This is a genomic window from Ensifer sp. ENS07 (assembly GCF_014852185.1).
GTDB lineage: Bacteria > Pseudomonadota > Alphaproteobacteria > Rhizobiales > Rhizobiaceae > Ensifer > Ensifer adhaerens.
The window spans coordinates 116,646-134,997 of sequence record NZ_JACVBE010000013.1; the positions used below are offsets into that span (position 1 = coordinate 116,646).

An 18,352-nucleotide genomic window follows, 5' to 3' on the forward strand; every position below is an offset into this window, starting at 1 on the left:
CGCCGGTTCGGGCAGCCTGCCTGCCCGAACCGGTTGCGCGCGATCAGAACCGGACGCGGGCGCCGACCTTGGCACCGGCCGACTTCGAACCGTCGCCCTCGATGTTGAAGAGCAGCGAGAAGTCGAGGTCCCAGTTGTCGTTGTTGCTGAGCGCAAGCCCGGCCGACACCCGCCCGAACAGACCCTCGCCGTCAAGCGAGGCAAAGCCGACATCGGCGCCGACTGTCGGCGACAGGATCAGCCCGTTTTCTAGCTCCAGGGTGCGTTCGACGTCGAAGCCGATGCTGAGACGGGCCTGTTCCTCGATGAAGCCCTTGAGATCGATCACCTCGCCGAGCGGGTTCTTGACGGTGTAGTCCTCGGTCTCTTCATTGAAGTAGACGGCTCTCAGCTTCGGCATCAGCACCGTCGCCTCATCCAGTTGCCATTCGCCGGTCAGCTTGACGTCCGCCATCCAGCGGGTGGTGTCGAACGTGCCGGTGAAGATGCCGGTGTCGATGTCGTTGGACGAACCGCCATAGAGCAGGTTGGCGTCGAGGAAGACGCCCTGGCCGATCTCGAACGAGGCATAAGGACCGGCCAGCCAGCCGTTGCCTTTAAGCTCGGCATCCGCGTCGGTCGGATCGGTCATGTAGTCGTAGTGGAACGACAGGCCGATGAGCGCCCGATCGCTTAAGAGATAATCGGCGCCGAGCGAGAACAGGGCGAAATTGCCCCACTTGTCGTTTCTGTCGTCTTCATCCTTGTGGAACAGGAAACTGCCGTTCACCCAGATGTCGAACGGCCGGTCGGTCGCCACGAAGGTTTGACCGGTTGCTGCCGCATCGGCGGCATCGCGCGCCGCCTGGATCTGCGACAGGCTGGAGGAGAAGCCGAGGCGGGCACCCTTTTCCGACGGCGTCACCGCCGTCGTCACCGGATCGGTGCTCATCGCCGCCCGCCGCCGTTCGATCAGGCCGGGCACCTTGACCGTCGACGACAACAGGTTCTGGCGATTGCGCACAAAATCGCGCACCAGCCCGTCGATCTCTTCGCCGGCAGCCTCCCGATCGAGCGCGATCTTGTAGGTGACGGAGCCAATATTGGACGAGCCTAGCGCGCTCCTGAGCGTATAACTGACCACCGCCGAGCCGGAATAGGACGGGTTCGGCGTGAACTTCAGATAGAAGCCGACCGGCGTGAAGCTGGTGGCAGCGGCAAGCTCGCCTTCGATGATTTCGGCCGTGCCGGCAAAGGGCGGCGAGACCGAGGCAACCGATGCGTCGGTGAACGGACCGCCGGTGGCGCCACCGTTGAGATAGACATCCTTCGGCGTCGAACCGGCCGGAACCTCGACGACGACATTGGGCACCGTCACCGCACGAGCGTTCAGTTTCAGCGTATAGGCGGCCGAACCGCTGGCGCCGCGGCTGTCAGTCACAGCAATGGTGAAGTGATAGCTGTCAGGCACCGCATCGGCCGCGAGCGGTCCGGTCAATTCGCCAGTGGAGATATTCAGCACCATGCCATTCGGCAGGGCGCCGCTCTTGAGGCTGTAGACCAGCGCGCCGGTGCCACCGGTCGCCGAGACGCGTTGGGAATAGGCTTCGCCGACCATCGCGTCGGGAAGCCCACCGGCCGACGGGGTAAAGACGAAACTGGCGGAGGCAACGGCGATCTGATAGCTGGCCTGGCCTGTCGCGCCATTGGCATCGGTCGCCGTCACGGTGAAGGCGAAATCGCCATCGGCCGAAGGTCGTCCCGAGATCGTCCCGCTTGAGGCATCGAGCGACAGACCGCCCGGCAGAGCACCCGACGAGACCGCGTAGTTGTAGGGGGCCGTGCCGGCGCTGGCTGAGATGTTCTGGCTGTAGGAAACGCCGGGCACGCCGTTGGCAAGCGCCCCGCCTGCCGGCGACAACAACAGCATCGGCGGCGAGACCGTGACCGAAACGGTTGAAGGCGCCGACGTGCCGGTCGCGTTCGTTGCCGTATAGGTGAAGCTGTCAGCGCCCGAATAGCCGGCATCAGGCGTGTAGAGGATCGTTGTCCCCGTCGCCGTAGCTGTGCCATGCGCGGGCGCGGTGGCGATCGCCACAGATGTTGCCGCCCCGCCCGTCAGACTGAGGCTGATAGCATTTGGGCTGGAGTTCGCAGCAACAGTCGCTGCAACCGGACCGGCCGATGGCGCTTCGACGGCGACCGCGAGACTATAGTTAGCGGTGCCCGTCGCATTGTTCGCGTCGGTCGCCGTCACCGTGAACGTTGCCGCTCCATCGGCGGTCGGCGTTCCGGACAGGCGACCGTCGGCAGCAAGCGTCAAGCCGGCCGGAAGTGCACCACCGGTGACCGCGTAGGTGTAGGGAGCCGTTCCGTTGGCGGCGATGATCGTCAGGTCATAGGCGTCTGCAACGGTCACGCCGGCAAGCGCACCCGCAGCCGGCGTGAAGGCGAATGTCGGCGGAGACACCGTCACCGTGACCGTCGCTGCAGCGGATGTTCCGGTCGTATTCGCCGCCGTGTAGGTGAAGCTGTCGGCGCCGGAGAAGCCGGCCGCCGGCGTATAGCTGAATGTGTTACCCGCGACCGTGGCCGTACCGTGCGATGGGGGCGCTGCGATAGCGACCGAAGCGGCCGTGCCGCCCGTAAGGTTCGGCGTAATCCCGTTGGCCGACGAGTTGGCGGCAACGGTTGCCGTCGTGGCGTTGGCGATCGGCGCCTGGATGCGAACCTCCAGGCTATAGCTGCCGCTGGTTGCGGTCGCGCCATGGGTATCGGTCGCCTGAACCGTAAAGGTGAAGCTGCCGTCCGCCGTTGGCGTGCCGGACAGCGTACCGGCAGCGTCGAGCGAAAGTCCGGCCGGAAACGCGCCGCTGGCCAAGGCGTAGCTGTAGGCCGCCGTGCCGCCATTGGCCGTGAAGCTCTGGCTGTAGGTCGTTGCCACGGTTGCGGTCGGCAAAGCGCCGGCCGCCGGCGTGAAGGCGAATATCGGCGCGGAGACGAGGAAGGACTGGCTCACACTGGACGCGGCCAGGTAAGCGCTATCACCGGCTTGCGAGACTTCGATGGTGCAGGTGCCGCCATTGCGGAATGTGACATCGCCGGTTGACGTGACGACGCAGACGGGCGTCGTCAGAGACTGGAACGTGACCGGCAGAGCGGAACTGGCGCTCGCCGAAAGCGTCACCGGCGTTGCATAGTCCTGCGGGCCGGGATTGGCGAAGGTGATCGTCTGTGGCGCCTTGGGCGTCACCGTGTTCGACGCACTGGAGGCCGGTCCCGTGCCGACAGCGTTGGTCGCCGTCACCGTGAACGTGTAGCTGGTGCCGTTGCTCAGACTGCCGACCGTGACCGGGCTCGACGTGCCCGTTCCAACAAAACCACCGGGATTGGACGTGACCGTGTAGCCGGTGATCGATGCGCCGCCGGCGCTTACCGGCGCGGTAAAATTGACGGACACCTCGCCATCGCCAGCGATAGCCGTGCCCACCGTCGGGGCGTCCGGAACAACCGCGTTGACGGTAAAGCTCTGGGTGACCGTCGTCGCAGGCAGATAGGTGCCGTCGCCGCCCTGGTCGGCAGCAATCGCGCAGGTCCCCGCGCTGTGGAAGGTCATGCTACCACCCGGCGTGATCGTGCACACGGCTGCGGTCGAGGATGTGAAGGCAACGGGCAAACTCGCGTCCGACGATGCCGTCAATGTCGGCGTGGTCCCGAACGTCTGCGCGCCCGGATTGGCAAAGGTGATCGTCTGGGTTGCGCGCGGCGTGACGGCGTTCGAGGCCGCCGACGCAGGCCCCGTGCCGGCACTGTTGGTTGCCGTCACCGTAAATGTATAGCTGGACCCATTGCTGAGACCCGTCACCACGACCGGGCTTGACGACCCCGTCCCGGTGAAGCCACCCGGGTTCGACGTCACGGTGTAGCTAGAGATCGACGCTCCACCCGTGCTCGCCGGCGCCGTGAAGGCGACGGACGCCGAAGCGACATCGGCGGTTGCCGTTCCGATCGTCGGTGCGCCGGGCACGACGGCATCGACCGTGAACGTCTGTGAGACCGTCGGTGCAGCCAGATACGTTCCGTTGCCCACCTGATCGGCTGCGATGGTGCAACTGCCGGCCTGATGGAAGGTCAGATCGCCCTCGGGCGTCACAGTGCACACGCCGGCAGTCGACGAGGTAAAGGCAACAGCCAGGCTGGAGCTTGCCGTCGCCGTCAATGTCGGCGACGTGCCGAACGCCTGCGTACCCGGATTGGCGAACGTGATCGTCTGTGCGGATCGCGGCGTAACCGCATTGGAGGCGGCCGACGCGGTGCTTGTCCCGGCGCTGTTGGTGGCGGTCACGGTGAACGTATAGCTCGTGCCGTTGGTCAGGCCAGTCACCCTGATCGGGCTCGTCGTATCCGTGGCCGTCATGCCGCCGGGGTTCGACGTCACGGTATAGCCCGTGATCGTCGCGCCCCCGTTCGACGCCGGGGCGGTGAACGACACGTCTGCATAGGCATCCCCCTCCACGGCCGCACCGATGGTGGGCGCGTCGGGCACGGTCGGCGCAACGTCGACAGTGAAGACTTGGCTGCCGGTCGCGCCATAGGCGTCCGTTGCCGTAACGGTAAAGGTGACGGCGCCACCGATCGATGCAGTGCCCGACAACACCCCGTTGTTCGCCAGCGTCATGCCAGCGGGCAAGGCATTCTGCGTGACGGCGAATGTGTAGGGGCTTGCGCCGCCTGATGCCGCCAGGGTTTGTGAATAGGCGGTGCCAGCGGTCGGATCAGGAAGCGTCGCCGGCGAGAGCGCGATCGTCGGCGCAGCGATGGTGATGGAGAATGCGCGCGAGGCGGTCGAGCCTTCGGGATCGGTCGCTGTCACTGTGAAATTGAACGGACCGCTTGCCGTTGGGGTGCCGGACACGACGCCGCCGCTCGAGATCGCCATGCCGGCGGGCAGTGCACCGGAGGTCGTTGCGTAACTCAAGGTGCCCGATCCCCCGGTGGCACTTAGCGTTTGCGCCGCATAGGCCTGGTTGTAGACCGGGTTCGGCAGCGTTGTAGTCGAAATCGCGATCGGTGCGTAGGCAACCGAATTGTCGGTGCTGGTGGATAGGTCGTTGGTAAAGCCGGCCGCGCTCATGGCCTTGCCGGCGGGTATGGACGCCACGACCGTGCCTGCCTGCGTCATTCCGCTGACCGAAACGGTGTAATTGGCGCCCGATCCCGAAACACTCGCCGTCGTCGCGCCGGCCGTGCCTGAAATCTGGACGTCGCCAGCGGAAAAGCCGGTGACGGACTTGCTGAACACCACATCGAACGCAACGGATGTCTTGGCGCTGGGATCGGATTGCGAGCCTGCCTGGTTGATCGCGACCGTCGGTTTGGTGTCGACCCAGTGGCTGGCGCCGGTCGCAGTGCCGGTGCTGCAGCCGCTGCCGCCACCGTAGCTGGCGGAAACCGCGTGCTGTCCGAGCGGCAGCGTCGATGTCTGGAAGGTCGCAGACGATGCCGTGCTGACGGGCCCGGTCGGCGTCAACCCAAGGGTCGTCGACTGCGATCCGATCGTGATCGTCACGTTCCCAGGCGGAGACTGTCCGGCGTTACAGCCCATCGACGATACCGTTGCCGTCACCGAAACCTGTTCGCCCGGCAGCGACGGTCTCGGGGAAGATACGACATCAACGACAACCGGTCCCCCTGTGGCCGCCTTGACGACGATGTTGTTGCTGTTGGCGGTGTAGTTGCCGCCCGTGCGCGTGCCCGTGAATGTGACCCAATCGGAAAACTGGCCGGACATCGCATCGAGGGAATCGACCTGATAGGAGCCTGTGCAGGTCACGGAAGACGTCGTGCCGCCGCCCGGGATTGCCGGGCATGAAACGACGACGCCCTTGTTCGCGGTGGTCGCAGGCGCGATGCTGAGAATATTGTAGGATCCGGGGTTCAGCACATAGCTGAAATTGATCGTGTCGCCAGCCGCATTAAAGGTCGCCGGGTTCGCCGAAATCGTCACAACCTGCGCCGAGGCACCAATGGCAGAAGCCAGAAGAATGCCAATCGCTGCGAAAAATGTCCTGAAATACAAACCCTGGAATGCAGACGAAAAAATCTTCCCGCCCGCGACGCTTCCGCACCGCAGCCCCATAAATACCCCCAATATATGCCGGGAAAATTAGCCCCATCTCCCAGTCGAGGCAGCTAATAAAGTGGAAGGTACTGAGTCAATCGCACAACTCACCATTGCCGGAGAAAATGCGGTCGGCCGTTGCCATGTGGCTTATCGATCACACTTTTTGGCGTCGCCGCCGACTGAACTTCAGCTGCGCCGAGTGACGGCCCCAAGGTCAGCAACTGCAGGAGGAGTGCGCGAAAATGGCGGCCAGCCGTCGCGAAGAGAATCGTTATTCCGCGCTTGGCCTCTTCCGGCTTCGAAAGACGAGGTATGCGCCCCCCACACTCATGGCCGCCAGCGCGAACCAGGTCAGCGCGTAGACAAGATGGCTGTTGCGGAAGCTGACGACTGTGAGACCGCCGATCGGTAGGCCGCCTGGGTTTGGCGTCGCGTCCGCGTCGATGAAATAGGGCGCCACATCCGTCAGCTGTTGTGCTGCCGCGATTGCCGCGACATCGCGGGAAAACCAGCGATCGCTAGCCGGATCGTTGGAGCGAAGAAAGGCGCCGCCGGGTTCGCTGATGCGCATGAGCCCGGTGATCCCGGTGGTGCCGGGCGTTTCGCCTGCGGCGCGGGCAGTCCGATCGCGCCGGTCGGCGGGCACGAAGCCGCGATTGACGAGAACCGTCGTGCCGTCTTCGCGGCGCATCGGCGTCAACACCCAGAACCCGGCGCCCCGCTCGGTTACCGCCTGCACCAGAACCGACTTGTCGTGGCTAAAGGTACCCGTTGCCGTGACGCGAAGGTATTCGTCGTTCTCTCGGGTGATGCCACCCCAGTCCGGCCGCGACGGGGCCGGGACGGCGTCAGCGTGCACACGCGCATCGACGCGAGCGATCAGATCGAGCTTCCAGAAGAGCCGCTGGATCTGCCAGGTCCCAAGCGCCACGAAGAAGGCGCAAAGAAACAGGAGCGCGCCGGTCAGAAGGAACCTGGCGCGAGAGGACGCTTTCGCACCCTCCCCTTTCACGTCGCGGCCGCCGGTCATGTTCGCGTCTGCCCGCCCCTGATCAGGGCATGTTCTTCATCATCTCGTGGGTCATCGGCATCATGTTCGTATTGAGGTGATGCATGACCCAGAGCGAGCCAGCGAGCGCGATGCCGACGATGATGATCGTGAAGATCAGCGCCATCAGCGTCCAGCCACCTTCCGAACGGGCGTTCATGTGCAGGAAGTAGATGACGTGCACGACGATCTGGACGACGCCGATACCCATGACGAGCACGGCGGTCAGCAACTTGCTGTCGAGCGCGCCGCTCATGACCAGCCAGAACGGGATCGCCGTCAGGATGACCGACAGGATGAAGCCCGTCATGTAGCTCTTGAGCGAACCATGCCCGGCAGCGTCGCCCGGATGGCTGTGCGCGTGGTGAGGCTCGAACGCGCTTTCGTGGCCAGGATGCTGCGAACTCATCCGAGTACTCCCAACAGATAGACGAAGGAGAAGACGCCGATCCAGATGACGTCGAGGAAGTGCCAGAACATGGAGAGGCACATCAGGCGGCGGCGGTTTTCCGGGTTCAAGCCATGTTTTTTGACCTGCACCATCAGCGTGATCAGCCAGATGATGCCGAAGGTGACGTGCAGGCCGTGGGTGCCGACCAGCGTGAAGAACGAGGACAGGAACGCCGAACGCGTTGGACCGGCACCCTCGTGGATCAGGTGGTAGAATTCATAGAGCTCGAGCGCGAGGAAGATCGCGCCGAACACGCCGGTGACGCCGAGCCAGAACAGCGTCTCCATCTTGGCGTTGCGCTCCATCTGAAGCATGGCAAAGCCGTAGGTGATCGACGAGAACAGCAGCATCGCCGTGTTGATGGCGATCAGGTTGAGGTCGAACAGGTCGGCTGGTGCGGGACCTGCCGCGTAGTTGCGCCCGACCACACCGTGCGTGGCGAAGAGAACGGCGAAGATCAGGCAGTCGCTCATCAGGTAGAGCCAGAAGCCCAGCATGGTGCTGTGCTCCGGGTGGTGCTCTTCCTTCAGGTAGAACTGCGGCTTTTCTGTTTCTTGGACTTGGGTTTGGCTCATCGTTTCAGATCCGTTCCGCAAGCAGTTTCGAGCGTGCGTCTTCGGTCGCCGCGACGGTTTCCGCGGGAATGAAGAAATCACGGTTGTAGTTGAAGGTATGGCCGATGGAGACCGCAATCAGGGCGATGAAGGATACCGCCGCCAGCCACCAGATGTACCAGATCAACGCGAAGGCGAGAACGACGCTGATGCCGGAGAGAACGATGCCAGTGCCGGTGTTCTTCGGCATGTGGATCGGCTTGAAGCCTTCGAGCGGACGCTCGTAACCCCGGTTCTTCATGTCGTACCAGCTGTCATGGTCGTGAACGACGGGCGTGAAGGCGAAGTTGTAGTCCGGCGGCGGCGACGAGGTCGACCATTCGAGCGTGCGGCCATCCCAGGCATCGCCTGAGGTTTCACGCAGTTGGTCGCGACGCAGGAAGCTGACGACAAGTTGGATGATGAAGGACGCGATGCCGATGGCGATCAGGACCGCACCGAAGGCGGCGATGATGAACCAGATCTGCAGCGAGGGATCCTCGAACTGGCTGACACGCCGGGTGACCCCCATCAGGCCGAGCACGTAGAGCGGCATGAAGGCGAAGAAGAAGCCGATCTGCCAGAACCAGAAGCTCATCTTGCCCCAGAAGGGATCGAGCTTGTAGCCGAAGGCCTTCGGCCACCAGTAGACAAGGCCGGCCATCAGCCCGAACAGCACACCGCCGATGATGACGTTGTGGAAGTGGGCAATCAGGAACAGCGAGTTGTGCAGCACGAAGTCGGCCGGCGGGATCGCCAGCATGACGCCGGTCATGCCGCCGATGACGAAGGTCACCATGAAACCGATCGTCCACAGCATCGGCAGTTCGTAGCGGATACGGCCGCGATACATGGTGAAGAGCCAATTGAACATCTTCGCCCCGGTCGGGATCGAGATGATCATCGTGGTGATGCCAAAGAAGGCGTTCACCGAAGCACCCGAACCCATGGTGAAGAAGTGATGCAGCCACACCAGGTAGGAGAGGATCATGATCACGCAGGTGGCGTAGACCATCGACGTATAACCGAACAGGCGCTTGCCGCAGAAGGTCGCGACGACTTCGGAGAAGATGCCGAAGGCCGGCAGTACGAGAATGTAGACTTCCGGGTGGCCCCAGATCCAGATGAGGTTGATGTACATCATCGGATTGCCACCAAGGTCATTGGTGAAGAAGTTGAAGCCGAGGTAGCGGTCGAGCGACAACAGCGCAAGCGTCGCCGTCAGGATCGGGAAGGTCGCGACGATGAGGATGTTGGTGCACAGCGACGTCCAGGTGAAGACCGGCATCTTCATGAAGGTCATGCCCGGAGCGCGCATCTTCACGATCGTGGCGATCAGGTTGATGCCGGATAAGGTCGTCCCGACGCCCGCCACCTGTAAGCCCCATATGTAATAGTCGACGCCGACGCCGGGACTGTAGTCGGCACCCGAGAGCGGCGGATAGGCGAGCCAGCCGGTGCGCGCGAATTCACCGACGAACAGCGACATCATGATGATGACCGCACCGCCCGTCGTCATCCAGAACGAGAAATTGTTGAGGAAGGGGAACGAGACGTCGCGCGCGCCGATCTGCAGCGGCACGACATAGTTCATGAAACCGGTGACGAAGGGCATCGCCACGAAGAAGATCATGATCACGCCGTGGGCAGTGAAGATCTGATCGTAGTGGTGCGGGTTGAGATAGCCTTCGTTGCCGTTGAAGGCGATCGCCTGCTGTATGCGCATCATGATCGCGTCGGCAAATCCGCGCAAAAGCATCACGATCGCCAGGATGATGTACATGATGCCGATCTTCTTGTGATCGACCGACGTGAACCACTCGTTCCAGAGATAGCCCCAGAGCTTGTACTTCGTGATCAGCGCGAGGATCGCCAGGCCGCCGACGGCCACGGCTGCGAAGGTCACGACAAGGATCGGCTCGTGGTATGGGATCGCTTCCCAGGTAAGCCGCCCGAAGATGAATTGCGTGAGGCTGGTGTCACCAAACATGGGTCTTCCAATATGTCTCGAATTGCGGCCCGAAGGGCCCTGGCGCTCGCTGGATCAAGGCCGGCGAGCGCGCGAAAGTCCTAGTGCGTCTTGTGCATGTCGTGGTTCATGGGCTCAGCCGCGGGCCGCTCTTCCTTGACGCCCTCGGCCGGTTCCTCGCTCTTGGCGGGGTTACCGGTTTCGGGGAAGGTCGCGGCCGGTGCGGCCGCTTCGGTCACTCCGCCCGTATGGCGGTTGTCATGCTCGAGTTTGGCGCGGTTCTCATGGCTTTCGACGCCGGCTCCGCCCATCATGTCGATGTGCATCATATCCTTCATGCACATCTGGCCTTCGCGCACGCACATGTTGAGAACGGCTTCATAGAGGCCGTTTTCGACGGAAGCGTAGTAGCGCACCGGCTCCTTCACGCTCGGTTTTTCGAGCTTCAGGTAGGCGTCGCGATTGAGCATCGTGCCGTTCTGCTTGACGCGGGCAACCCAGGCGTCAAAGCCCGCCTGGTCCACGCCGTGGAACTTGAAGCGCATGTGCGAGAAGCCGTCGCCGCTGTAGTTGGACGAAAGGCCCTCGTATTCGCCTGCCTTGTTGATAACGGCGTGCAGCTTGGTCTGCATGCCGGGCATGGCGTAGATCATGCCGGCGAGCGCCGGAACGTAGAACGAGTTCATCACCGACGAGGCAGTGATCTTGAAGTTGATCGGCACGTCGACCGGCGCCGCCATCTCGTTGACCGTGGCAATACCGTATTCCGGATAGAAGAACAGCCATTTCCAGTCGAGCGCGACGACTTCGACCGTGATCGGCTTCATCTCTTCGGTCACCGGGCGCGCCGCATCGATCCGATCGAGCGGTCGATAGGGGTCGAGCTTGTGGGTGCTGACCCAGGTGATCGCGCCGAGCGCGATGATGATCGCGAGCGGAGCCGACCAGATGATGACTTCGAGGCCGGTGGAATGGTGCCATTCCGGATCATACTTGGCGGCCGTGTTCGACTGGCGATAGCGCCAGGCAAAGAACAGCGTCAGGAAAAGGACGGGAACGATGATCAACAGCATCAGGACCGTCGAAATAACGATCAGATCCCGCTGCTGCGCGGCGATATCACCGGAAGGCGACATGACCACCATGTTGCATCCCGAGAGAACGGAGAGCAACAGGACGGCAATCGTCGATCGTCCGGCTAAACTGTATGGCTTCGGCATTGCGGCCTCAACTTGCGTTTTGTCTAGTCGGCATTACTCGGGCATGATCGGGCATGGAAGTGAGGTCCATCGTCGCAGCGCAACATTTTGCCGCAGTGCAGTGACGACCGTATCGCTCTATGCGCGTTTGTACGGGCGCAAAGGCATATTGTCGGTTCGATGCCGGCTGTTCCAGCGAACGTTAGGCACGAACTCGAATGAGGCATGTGCGCAGGTACGTGCACGGCATTCTTGATATTAGACGCCAATTGGTCAACACTCTAACGACAAGACGTTCGATCGTCGGAGAAATTCATGGTTTCGGTCGCTAACCCAACATCGTCTGGTCTCGAGCGGGATGCACGTCGCATTCACGAGGACGACAAGCCTCTGTCCCCGGGCAGCATCGCCATCGGCGTGGTCATTGGACGAACCTCGGAATTCTTCGACTTCTTCGTCTACGGCCTCGGCTCGATCCTCGTTTTTCCGAAACTGATTTTCCCGTTCGCGCCCAATGCGGTCACCGCGACGCTCATGTCCTTCGCGCTGTTCCCGCTCGCTTTCCTCGCCCGCCCGGTCGGCTCCTTCGTCTTCATGTGGGTCGACCGCAACTACGGGCGCGGCACGAAGCTGACGATCGCACTCGTCATTCTCGGTGGCTCGACGGCGTCAATCGCCTTCCTGCCCGGCTATGACACAATCGGATATTGGGCGGTGGCGCTATTGGCGCTGTTCCGGCTGGGCCAGGGCTTTGCGCTCGGCGGCGCCTGGGACGGCCTCGCATCGCTGCTGAACCTTAATGCGCCGCAAAATCACCGCGGCTGGTACGCGATGATCCCGCAGCTCGGCGCGCCGATCGGCTTTGCGCTTGCGAGCATCCTCTTCGGTTATTTCGTCAGCAACCTTTCGCAGGAAGATTTCCTCGCCTGGGGCTGGCGCTATCCGTTCTTCGTCGCCTTTGCGATCAACGTCGTGGCGCTTTTCGCGCGCCTGCGCATCGTCGCCAGCAAAGAATTCGGCGCCGCCATGGAAGCCAAGGAGCTTGAGGCGCGGCCGATCTTCGAGATGCTGAGCAAGCACAGCATCGACGTCGTGCTCGGCGCCTTCGTGCCGCTCGCAAGCTTCGCAATGTTCCACCTCGTCACCATCTTCCCCTTGAGCTGGGTGACGCTCAATGGCGGCCAGTCGGCGGCTGAATTCCTGTGGGTGCAGGTCGCTGGCGCCGTCGTCGGCGCCATCGGCATCGTGCTTTCGGGCGTAATTGCCGACCGGGTCGGTCGCCGCAACCAGCTGATGATCGGTGCGATCCTGATCGCGATCTTCAGCTTCTCGGCCCCCTTCCTGCTCGATGCCGGCGGCAAGGGCCAGGACGCTTACATCCTGATCGGCTTCGCCATCCTTGGCCTTTCCTTCGGTCAGTCCTCGGGCGCCGTCTCCTCGCGCTTCACCCAGTACTATCGCTACACGGGTGCCGCTCTGACGTCGGACCTCGCCTGGCTCGTCGGCGCCGCTTTCGCGCCGCTCGTGGCACTCGGGCTTGCCAGCAGCTTTGGCATCATCTTCATCGGCGGCTACCTGATTTCGGGTGCGATCTGCACGATCGCGGCGCTGAGCCTCAGCCGCGCGCTCGACCAGCAGTAAGATCCAGAGGCAGGCGGGGCGCAGTTACAGGCGTCCCGCTTGTTCGTCCTTTCCTCGCGTGACCTTGATTGCGAGGAACGGAAACGCGACCGGATTGACCGGTCCTGCAGCCGTCAAAGGCGGACTTCGACCTCAAACCCCTGCGTCTTGCCGCGCGCCGGCGAAGCGATGAGCAATTGGCCCTGCATCTGCGCGACCAGCCGCTCAACGATGGCAAGCCCGAGCCCGGAACCGGAGGCCTCGGTCGGCCCGCGGACGAAGCGCTTGGTCAGGTTGGCGCGGACGTCCTCGGCGACAACAGCGCTTTCGTTCGTGACGCGGATACCCATTGGGTCGACATGGAGATCGACCCGGCTGCCCGGCGGACTGTGGATCAGGGCGTTTTCAAGAAGATTGCGCAAGACGATCGCAAAGGCGTCCACGCGGATCGGCCGTTCAAGTACGGTGCCCTTGGCGACCTGAACGTTCAGGCGGTTGGCGCCGAGCGCGGATCGCTCCAGATCCTGCATCACGACCATCAACACCGGCAGCAGATCGTGCTGCTCGTCCGAAATGGCAATCTCCGCTTCGGCGCGCGACATCTGCAGCAACTTCTCGGCAAGCCGGCTCAGATGCACGAGCGCACGTTCAATCTGGGCGGTTCGCGGTTGGTATGCCGGCGGCACCTCGCGCGCCAGCCGTTGGGTTTGCGCGAGCGCACCGGCAATCGGGGTCCGCAGCTCATGGGCGCTGTTCGAGGTGAATTCCCTCTCCGCCTCTAGGCCCGCCTTCAGCCGCGCCAGAAGCAGGTTCACGGAACGCGCGATCGCCCGCAGTTCGCGCGGCAGCGTCGCCTCGTCGATCGGCGCCAGATTACCGCTGTCCTTGGTCAGGATATCGTCGCGCAGCTGCGACACGGGCGACAGCGTGCTGCGAACGACGAAGACGATCGCAAGGATGCTACCAGGTATCAGCACGAGCAGCGGCAAAAGCAGCGCCGTTCCGCCTTCCATGAGCGCTTCTGTGCGATGTTCGATCGCATCGGCAACTTGCACATAGAGTGATCCGTCAGTCGTTCCGGCCGTGTAGATCCGATGGGTGGGGGTCTGCGAGAAGCCGGTCGCAAGGGGAACCGCGAAGGGCTCCGGCGCGCCGTCGTCAAACAGCACGCGGCCGTCGCGGTCGCGCACCTGGTAGGTAAGGAATTGCGAATTGAGCGCGGGCGCCGTAACCGACGCCTGGGCCAAGCCGCTGGGCGCGTCCCTCGTCGTCTCGTTAGCCACGATCTGCAACAATCGTTCGGCGGTTTCCTGCACGCCGCTGTCGAAGATTTCGGTGAACTCGTCCTGCATCACATAGACGCCAAGCCCGAGCGCAACAAACCAGAAGAGGGCGACGACGCTGGTGAGCGCAATGGCCAGTCTGCGGGTCATGCTCCTCTTGTCGGACATGCGATCACCTGAGGCAGTAGCCGAGGCCGCGCACGGTCTCGATCCGGTCAGACCCGATCTTCTTGCGCAGGCGGCTGATATAGACCTCGACCGTATTGCTTTCGATCTCGGCACCGAAGGCGTAAAGCGCATCGTGCAACTGCGCCTTCGACACGAGGGCGCCGGGATGCGCGGCCAGCTTGTCCAAAACGGCCCATTCCCGAGCGCTCAGGCTCTGGCTGTCGCCATTAACGGCGATCTTGCGGTGAACCTGGTCGATCTCGATGCCGGGCAGCTTGACCGTCGGCGTCGCGTTGCCCGTATAGCGCCTGGAAACGGCCAGCATGCGGGCCGTCAGTTCATTGAGATCGAAGGGCTTGACCAGATAGTCGTCCGCCCCGCTGTTGAGCCCCTCGATCCGGTCGGATATTTGGTCGTGCGCCGTCAGAATGATTACGGGCGTGCCATCGCCGCGCGCGCGGAGAGAGCGCAGGAGCGTCAGCCCTTCGCCATCGGGCAATCGCAGATCGAGCAGGAGTAGTCCGTAGGTTACCGTATCGGTCGCCGCCACCGCATCGAGGATGCGCTTGAACCAATCGACCGCGTGGCCGGCGGCGGCGACATGGTCGCGCAGCGCCTCCCCCAGAACCTGATCGTCTTCGACTAGTAGGACTCTCAAGATATCACCGGACACTTGTTCGTCCTTGCCTAGGGTCGATCGGGGATGGCCGTCAAGTCCTTGAGCGCCCAAGCGGCGAAATGCGGTGAGGCTGCCCGTCTCGGCCGCCGCATACAGGGCGCAAGAATGGGAGGATTTCAGGAGGCGACGGGATCGCGAAAGGCCCCGCGCCTCTTCTTGTAGCTGATCACCGCCGTCGCGATCCCGACCAGAGCCATCGCGCCGCCAAGAACGGCCAGGACGCCAACATTCCGGCCTGATGGCTCGTAGGTCGCGAGCTTGTACATCTCCGTTGCGAGCACCGCGATCATGGCCGCCGAGACGGTCGAATAGTCCTTGCCGACGACACGTCTGATGTTGAACGCCATGCCTTCCGTGGATTGGCTGAAGTTTGAAAGGCGCAGCGCCCAGCGCGGCACGTCACGGCAATAGACCTGATAGGCTTCGCCGAAGGTGCGAAGAAGAAAAGCCTCCTCCGCATAGACAATGCATTGGTACATGAAGGCAAAGAGCCCGATGCCGATCACGATGAGCAGCGGGTTGCCGTGCAGCAGGAAAACGCCGCAGTAGAGCAGCATGTTGCCGACATAGAGCGGGTTCCGGCAAACGCCGAACATGCCCTCGGTTACCAGGTCCTTGGCGTAGACCCTCTTTTTCAGGCCGCCACGCTGGATGTACTTATAGCCGACGACCGTCGCGCGAAGCGCGAGGCCTGCCAGAATGACCAGGATCGCGACCGCGTCCTTGGCCAGCGTCAGCAGCGGGTTGTCCAAGACCAACGCCGGCGGCGGCATCAGCAGGAACAACACCACGATGATCGCGGGAAAAAGCTGGTTGCGGAAGCGGAAGAGAAAATTGCCGATCGCGATCATGGTCGGGCCGTCCTACTTGATCGCGACAATGCCGCAGAAATTATACCAGCGGAAAAAGACCTCGACGCTGCGGAAACCCACTTCCTTCAGCAGCTGGAAATTTTCCTCCAGGCGGTACGGAATGAGCACGTTTTCAAGCGCCTCGCGCTTCCTGGCGATCTCGATCTCGGAATAGCCGTTGCGGCGCTTGTAGTCGTAGTAGTGCTCGATGAACAAGCGGTTGAACGTCGAGTCTTCGCTGGTCAGCTTCTCGACGAGCAGCAGAGCGCCGCGCTCGTTGAGGCCGTCATAGATCGAGCGCATGACGCGCTCGCGGTAGAGGGGGCGCACGAACTGCAAGGTCAGAAGCATCAGGACGACGCTGGCATTGTGGATTTCGATGCCGTGGTGCAGGTCGCCGCCCCTGAGATCAATCGCCCGGTTGGAATTTGCCTGGACGATCTTTTCCTTCGCCTTCTCGATCATGTCGGGAGCGTTGTCGATGCCGACGAAGCGCACGGCGGGATCAACCATGGCGTCGAGCCCGAGCAGCGTCGTCGCGGTCGAGCAACCGATGTCGTAGAGGTTGGTATCGGCTTCGGCAAAGTCGCTGGCGAGTTCGCAAACCATCCGCTGGATTTCGCCGTAGTAGGGAACCGATCGGCTGACCATGTCGTCGAAGACGGCGGCCACGGTTGCATTGAAGGCGAAGTCGCCGACATTCTGGTCTGGTGCGGCGAAAACCTCGTCCCGGCGGTGGTTGTTGTCGTGCACGTGTAGATGCGGGGCCTTGCCAACCATTCGCACTTTCCTTTCTTTTCCGGAGCACGCCAAAGGAGAGGGCAATCGCCTCTGTCCCCGGAGCGATCGATGCACCACACAAGCCACCCTAACCTGACACGAACCTGAAAGGTTTGGCCGCAGTGGGTTCGGCAGATCGGGGTGCCGGGCGGGGATCACGGCGTGATCACGCGATTTTGCCGGCAGGTGCGCGCGCTTTTGTCGATAATCGGCGGCGCGAAACCGGAGCAACGACCATGCGGCCGAGACTAAGGTGTACAGCGTTGATCGCCAGCCTCGTCATGTCGATGGCCGCTATGGCGTGGGCCGCGGAGCTGCCACGCTCCGGCGAGCCGACATTCGACCGGGTGATCGAACTCGTGAACGCGAACTTCTATGACGGCAAGGCGCTCGACCGTTTCAATACCACCGCCCAGGCCGAGATCACGGATCCCGTTGCGGCACTATCCAGGACGAGCGCGTCTTCCCGCGTCGATGCGGCGATCGCGTCCGTCCTTGCAAGTCTCGGGGTTTCCCATACCGGACGTTTCAAAGCCGACACGATCGACTATTTCGAGCTCGCCGACATTTTTCGCTTCGCCATCCGTGACGATATGCGGCGTCTTTTTCCGCCGGATGGCGCCGCGCGCTATCCCGGCATCGGCATGGTGACGACGGTTAAGAATGGGCAGCGGTTCGTCAGCGATGTTTATGACGGATCGGCTGCAAAGAAGGCGGGCCTCCTCGTTGGCGACCAGATCCTTTCGGTCGACGGGCAGGCTTATCATGAGATCGGATCCTTCGAAGACAAGGTCGGCCGCACGGTCGAACTTCGGCTCCGCCGCCACCGCGATGCGGAGCCATTGTCGCTGCAGGTTCCGGTCGAAAGCTTACGACCACTTCAAATGTTCGAGCGCGCGATCGAAGAGAGCATCGCACTGGTCGAGACCGGCGGCCGGAAGGTCGGCTATGTGCGGCTCTGGACCCTTTCCACGCGAAACGGGCTCAATCTCGTCGCCGAGGCGCTTTCGAGCGGCCGCTTGAAGGATGCGGAAGGCCTCGTCGTCGACCTGCGCGGACGCTGGGGCGGCGGGCCGGCAGACGCAGCCGAGTTTCTGGTCGGTGGTACGCCGACGTTCCGGCTGATTCCACGCCGGGGCGAAGCCACGCTTGCCAATTTCCGCTGGCAAAAGCCTGTGGTCGCGCTGATCGACAACGGAACCCGCAGCGGCCTCGAACTCTTTGCCTACACGCTGCGGCAACACGGGATCACGCTCGTCGGCGAGCGGACGGCCGGTGCTCTGCTTGCCGGTCGTGCCTATGTGCTACCGGACGACAGCCTCTTGGAAGTGGCGGTTTCGGATGCGGTCATCGGCGACAAGCTAAGGCTTGAGGGGGTGGGCATCGCGCCGGATGTGCAGATGGCCTTTCCGCTTGCCTATGCGGCCGGCAAGGATCCGCAGCGGGAAGCCGCGATCGCTGAGATGGTTCGCGTTCTCCAAGCCACGTCGGCGCCCGAAACCGCGCCGGCGCAAGAACCGGCCGCAACCCGGTGACGCCCCGCAGGACTATAGCGTCAGCCGATGCCGCCGCCTGAGACGATCTCCCGCCCGGGCCTGACAACTTCAT

The 18,352-nt window shown here is 62.8% G+C and carries 12 protein-coding genes; 2 read left to right on the forward strand and 10 right to left on the reverse strand.

Annotation, left to right across the window (positions count from 1 at the left end):
* Positions 1-43: 43 nt before the first annotated feature.
* The 6 genes from IB277_RS29410 to cyoA form a co-directional block, all read right to left on the reverse strand.
* Positions 44-5,986 carry a putative Ig domain-containing protein gene (locus IB277_RS29410; RefSeq protein WP_192372268.1) on the reverse strand — a complete coding sequence of 1,981 codons (5,943 nt, stop codon included), beginning with the start codon at positions 5,984-5,986 and terminating at the stop codon, positions 44-46.
* Positions 5,987-6,374: 388 nt separating this feature from the next.
* Positions 6,375-7,133: an SURF1 family protein gene (locus tag IB277_RS29415; protein WP_192372270.1), complete on the reverse strand. Its 759-nt coding sequence runs from the start codon at positions 7,131-7,133 to the stop codon at positions 6,375-6,377.
* A gap of 22 nt (positions 7,134-7,155) precedes the next feature.
* On the reverse strand, positions 7,156-7,560 hold the full coding sequence (gene cyoD, locus IB277_RS29420) for a cytochrome o ubiquinol oxidase subunit IV (RefSeq protein WP_034790693.1): 405 nt from the start codon (positions 7,558-7,560) through the stop codon (positions 7,156-7,158).
* On the reverse strand, positions 7,557-8,177 hold the full coding sequence (gene cyoC / locus IB277_RS29425) for a cytochrome o ubiquinol oxidase subunit III (protein WP_034790695.1): 621 nt from the start codon (positions 8,175-8,177) through the stop codon (positions 7,557-7,559). Before cyoC ends, cyoD begins: the two co-directional genes overlap by 4 nt.
* Before the next feature lie 4 nt (positions 8,178-8,181).
* Complete coding sequence (gene cyoB, locus IB277_RS29430; protein ID WP_060521115.1) at positions 8,182-10,185, reverse strand: cytochrome o ubiquinol oxidase subunit I; 2,004 nt, start codon at positions 10,183-10,185, stop codon at positions 8,182-8,184.
* 80 nt (positions 10,186-10,265) lie between these two features.
* Positions 10,266-11,384 (reverse strand): ubiquinol oxidase subunit II, encoded by a 1,119-nt coding sequence (cyoA, locus tag IB277_RS29435; protein ID WP_060610570.1) that lies wholly within the window; start codon positions 11,382-11,384, stop codon positions 10,266-10,268.
* Between the two features lie 294 nt (positions 11,385-11,678).
* Between cyoA and IB277_RS29440 the strand changes: the two genes are divergently transcribed.
* Positions 11,679-13,004, forward strand: coding sequence for an MFS transporter (locus tag IB277_RS29440; RefSeq protein ID WP_060521113.1), 1,326 nt, complete (start codon positions 11,679-11,681; stop codon positions 13,002-13,004).
* A 113-nt stretch (positions 13,005-13,117) separates the two neighbouring features.
* Here the strand turns inward: IB277_RS29440 and IB277_RS29445 are convergent, their stop codons facing one another.
* From IB277_RS29445 to cmoA, 4 genes are all read right to left on the reverse strand, one after another.
* Complete coding sequence (locus IB277_RS29445) at positions 13,118-14,434, reverse strand: HAMP domain-containing sensor histidine kinase (RefSeq protein ID WP_034790734.1); 1,317 nt, start codon at positions 14,432-14,434, stop codon at positions 13,118-13,120.
* A gap of 4 nt (positions 14,435-14,438) precedes the next feature.
* Complete coding sequence (locus IB277_RS29450) at positions 14,439-15,092, reverse strand: response regulator transcription factor (RefSeq protein ID WP_089044887.1); 654 nt, start codon at positions 15,090-15,092, stop codon at positions 14,439-14,441.
* 137 nt (positions 15,093-15,229) lie between these two features.
* A complete protein-coding gene (locus tag IB277_RS29455) occupies positions 15,230-15,964 on the reverse strand; it encodes an isoprenylcysteine carboxylmethyltransferase family protein (protein WP_060521111.1) in 735 nt (244 codons plus the stop codon).
* A 12-nt stretch (positions 15,965-15,976) separates the two neighbouring features.
* The gene (gene cmoA / locus IB277_RS29460; RefSeq protein WP_089044824.1) at positions 15,977-16,744 is read right to left on the reverse strand and encodes a carboxy-S-adenosyl-L-methionine synthase CmoA; all 768 of its coding nucleotides are present in this window, start codon (positions 16,742-16,744) and stop codon (positions 15,977-15,979) included.
* A 236-nt stretch (positions 16,745-16,980) separates the two neighbouring features.
* Between cmoA and IB277_RS29465 the strand changes: the two genes are divergently transcribed.
* Positions 16,981-18,279 (forward strand): S41 family peptidase, encoded by a 1,299-nt coding sequence (locus IB277_RS29465; RefSeq protein WP_089044823.1) that lies wholly within the window; start codon positions 16,981-16,983, stop codon positions 18,277-18,279.
* Positions 18,280-18,352: the final 73 nt, after the last annotated feature.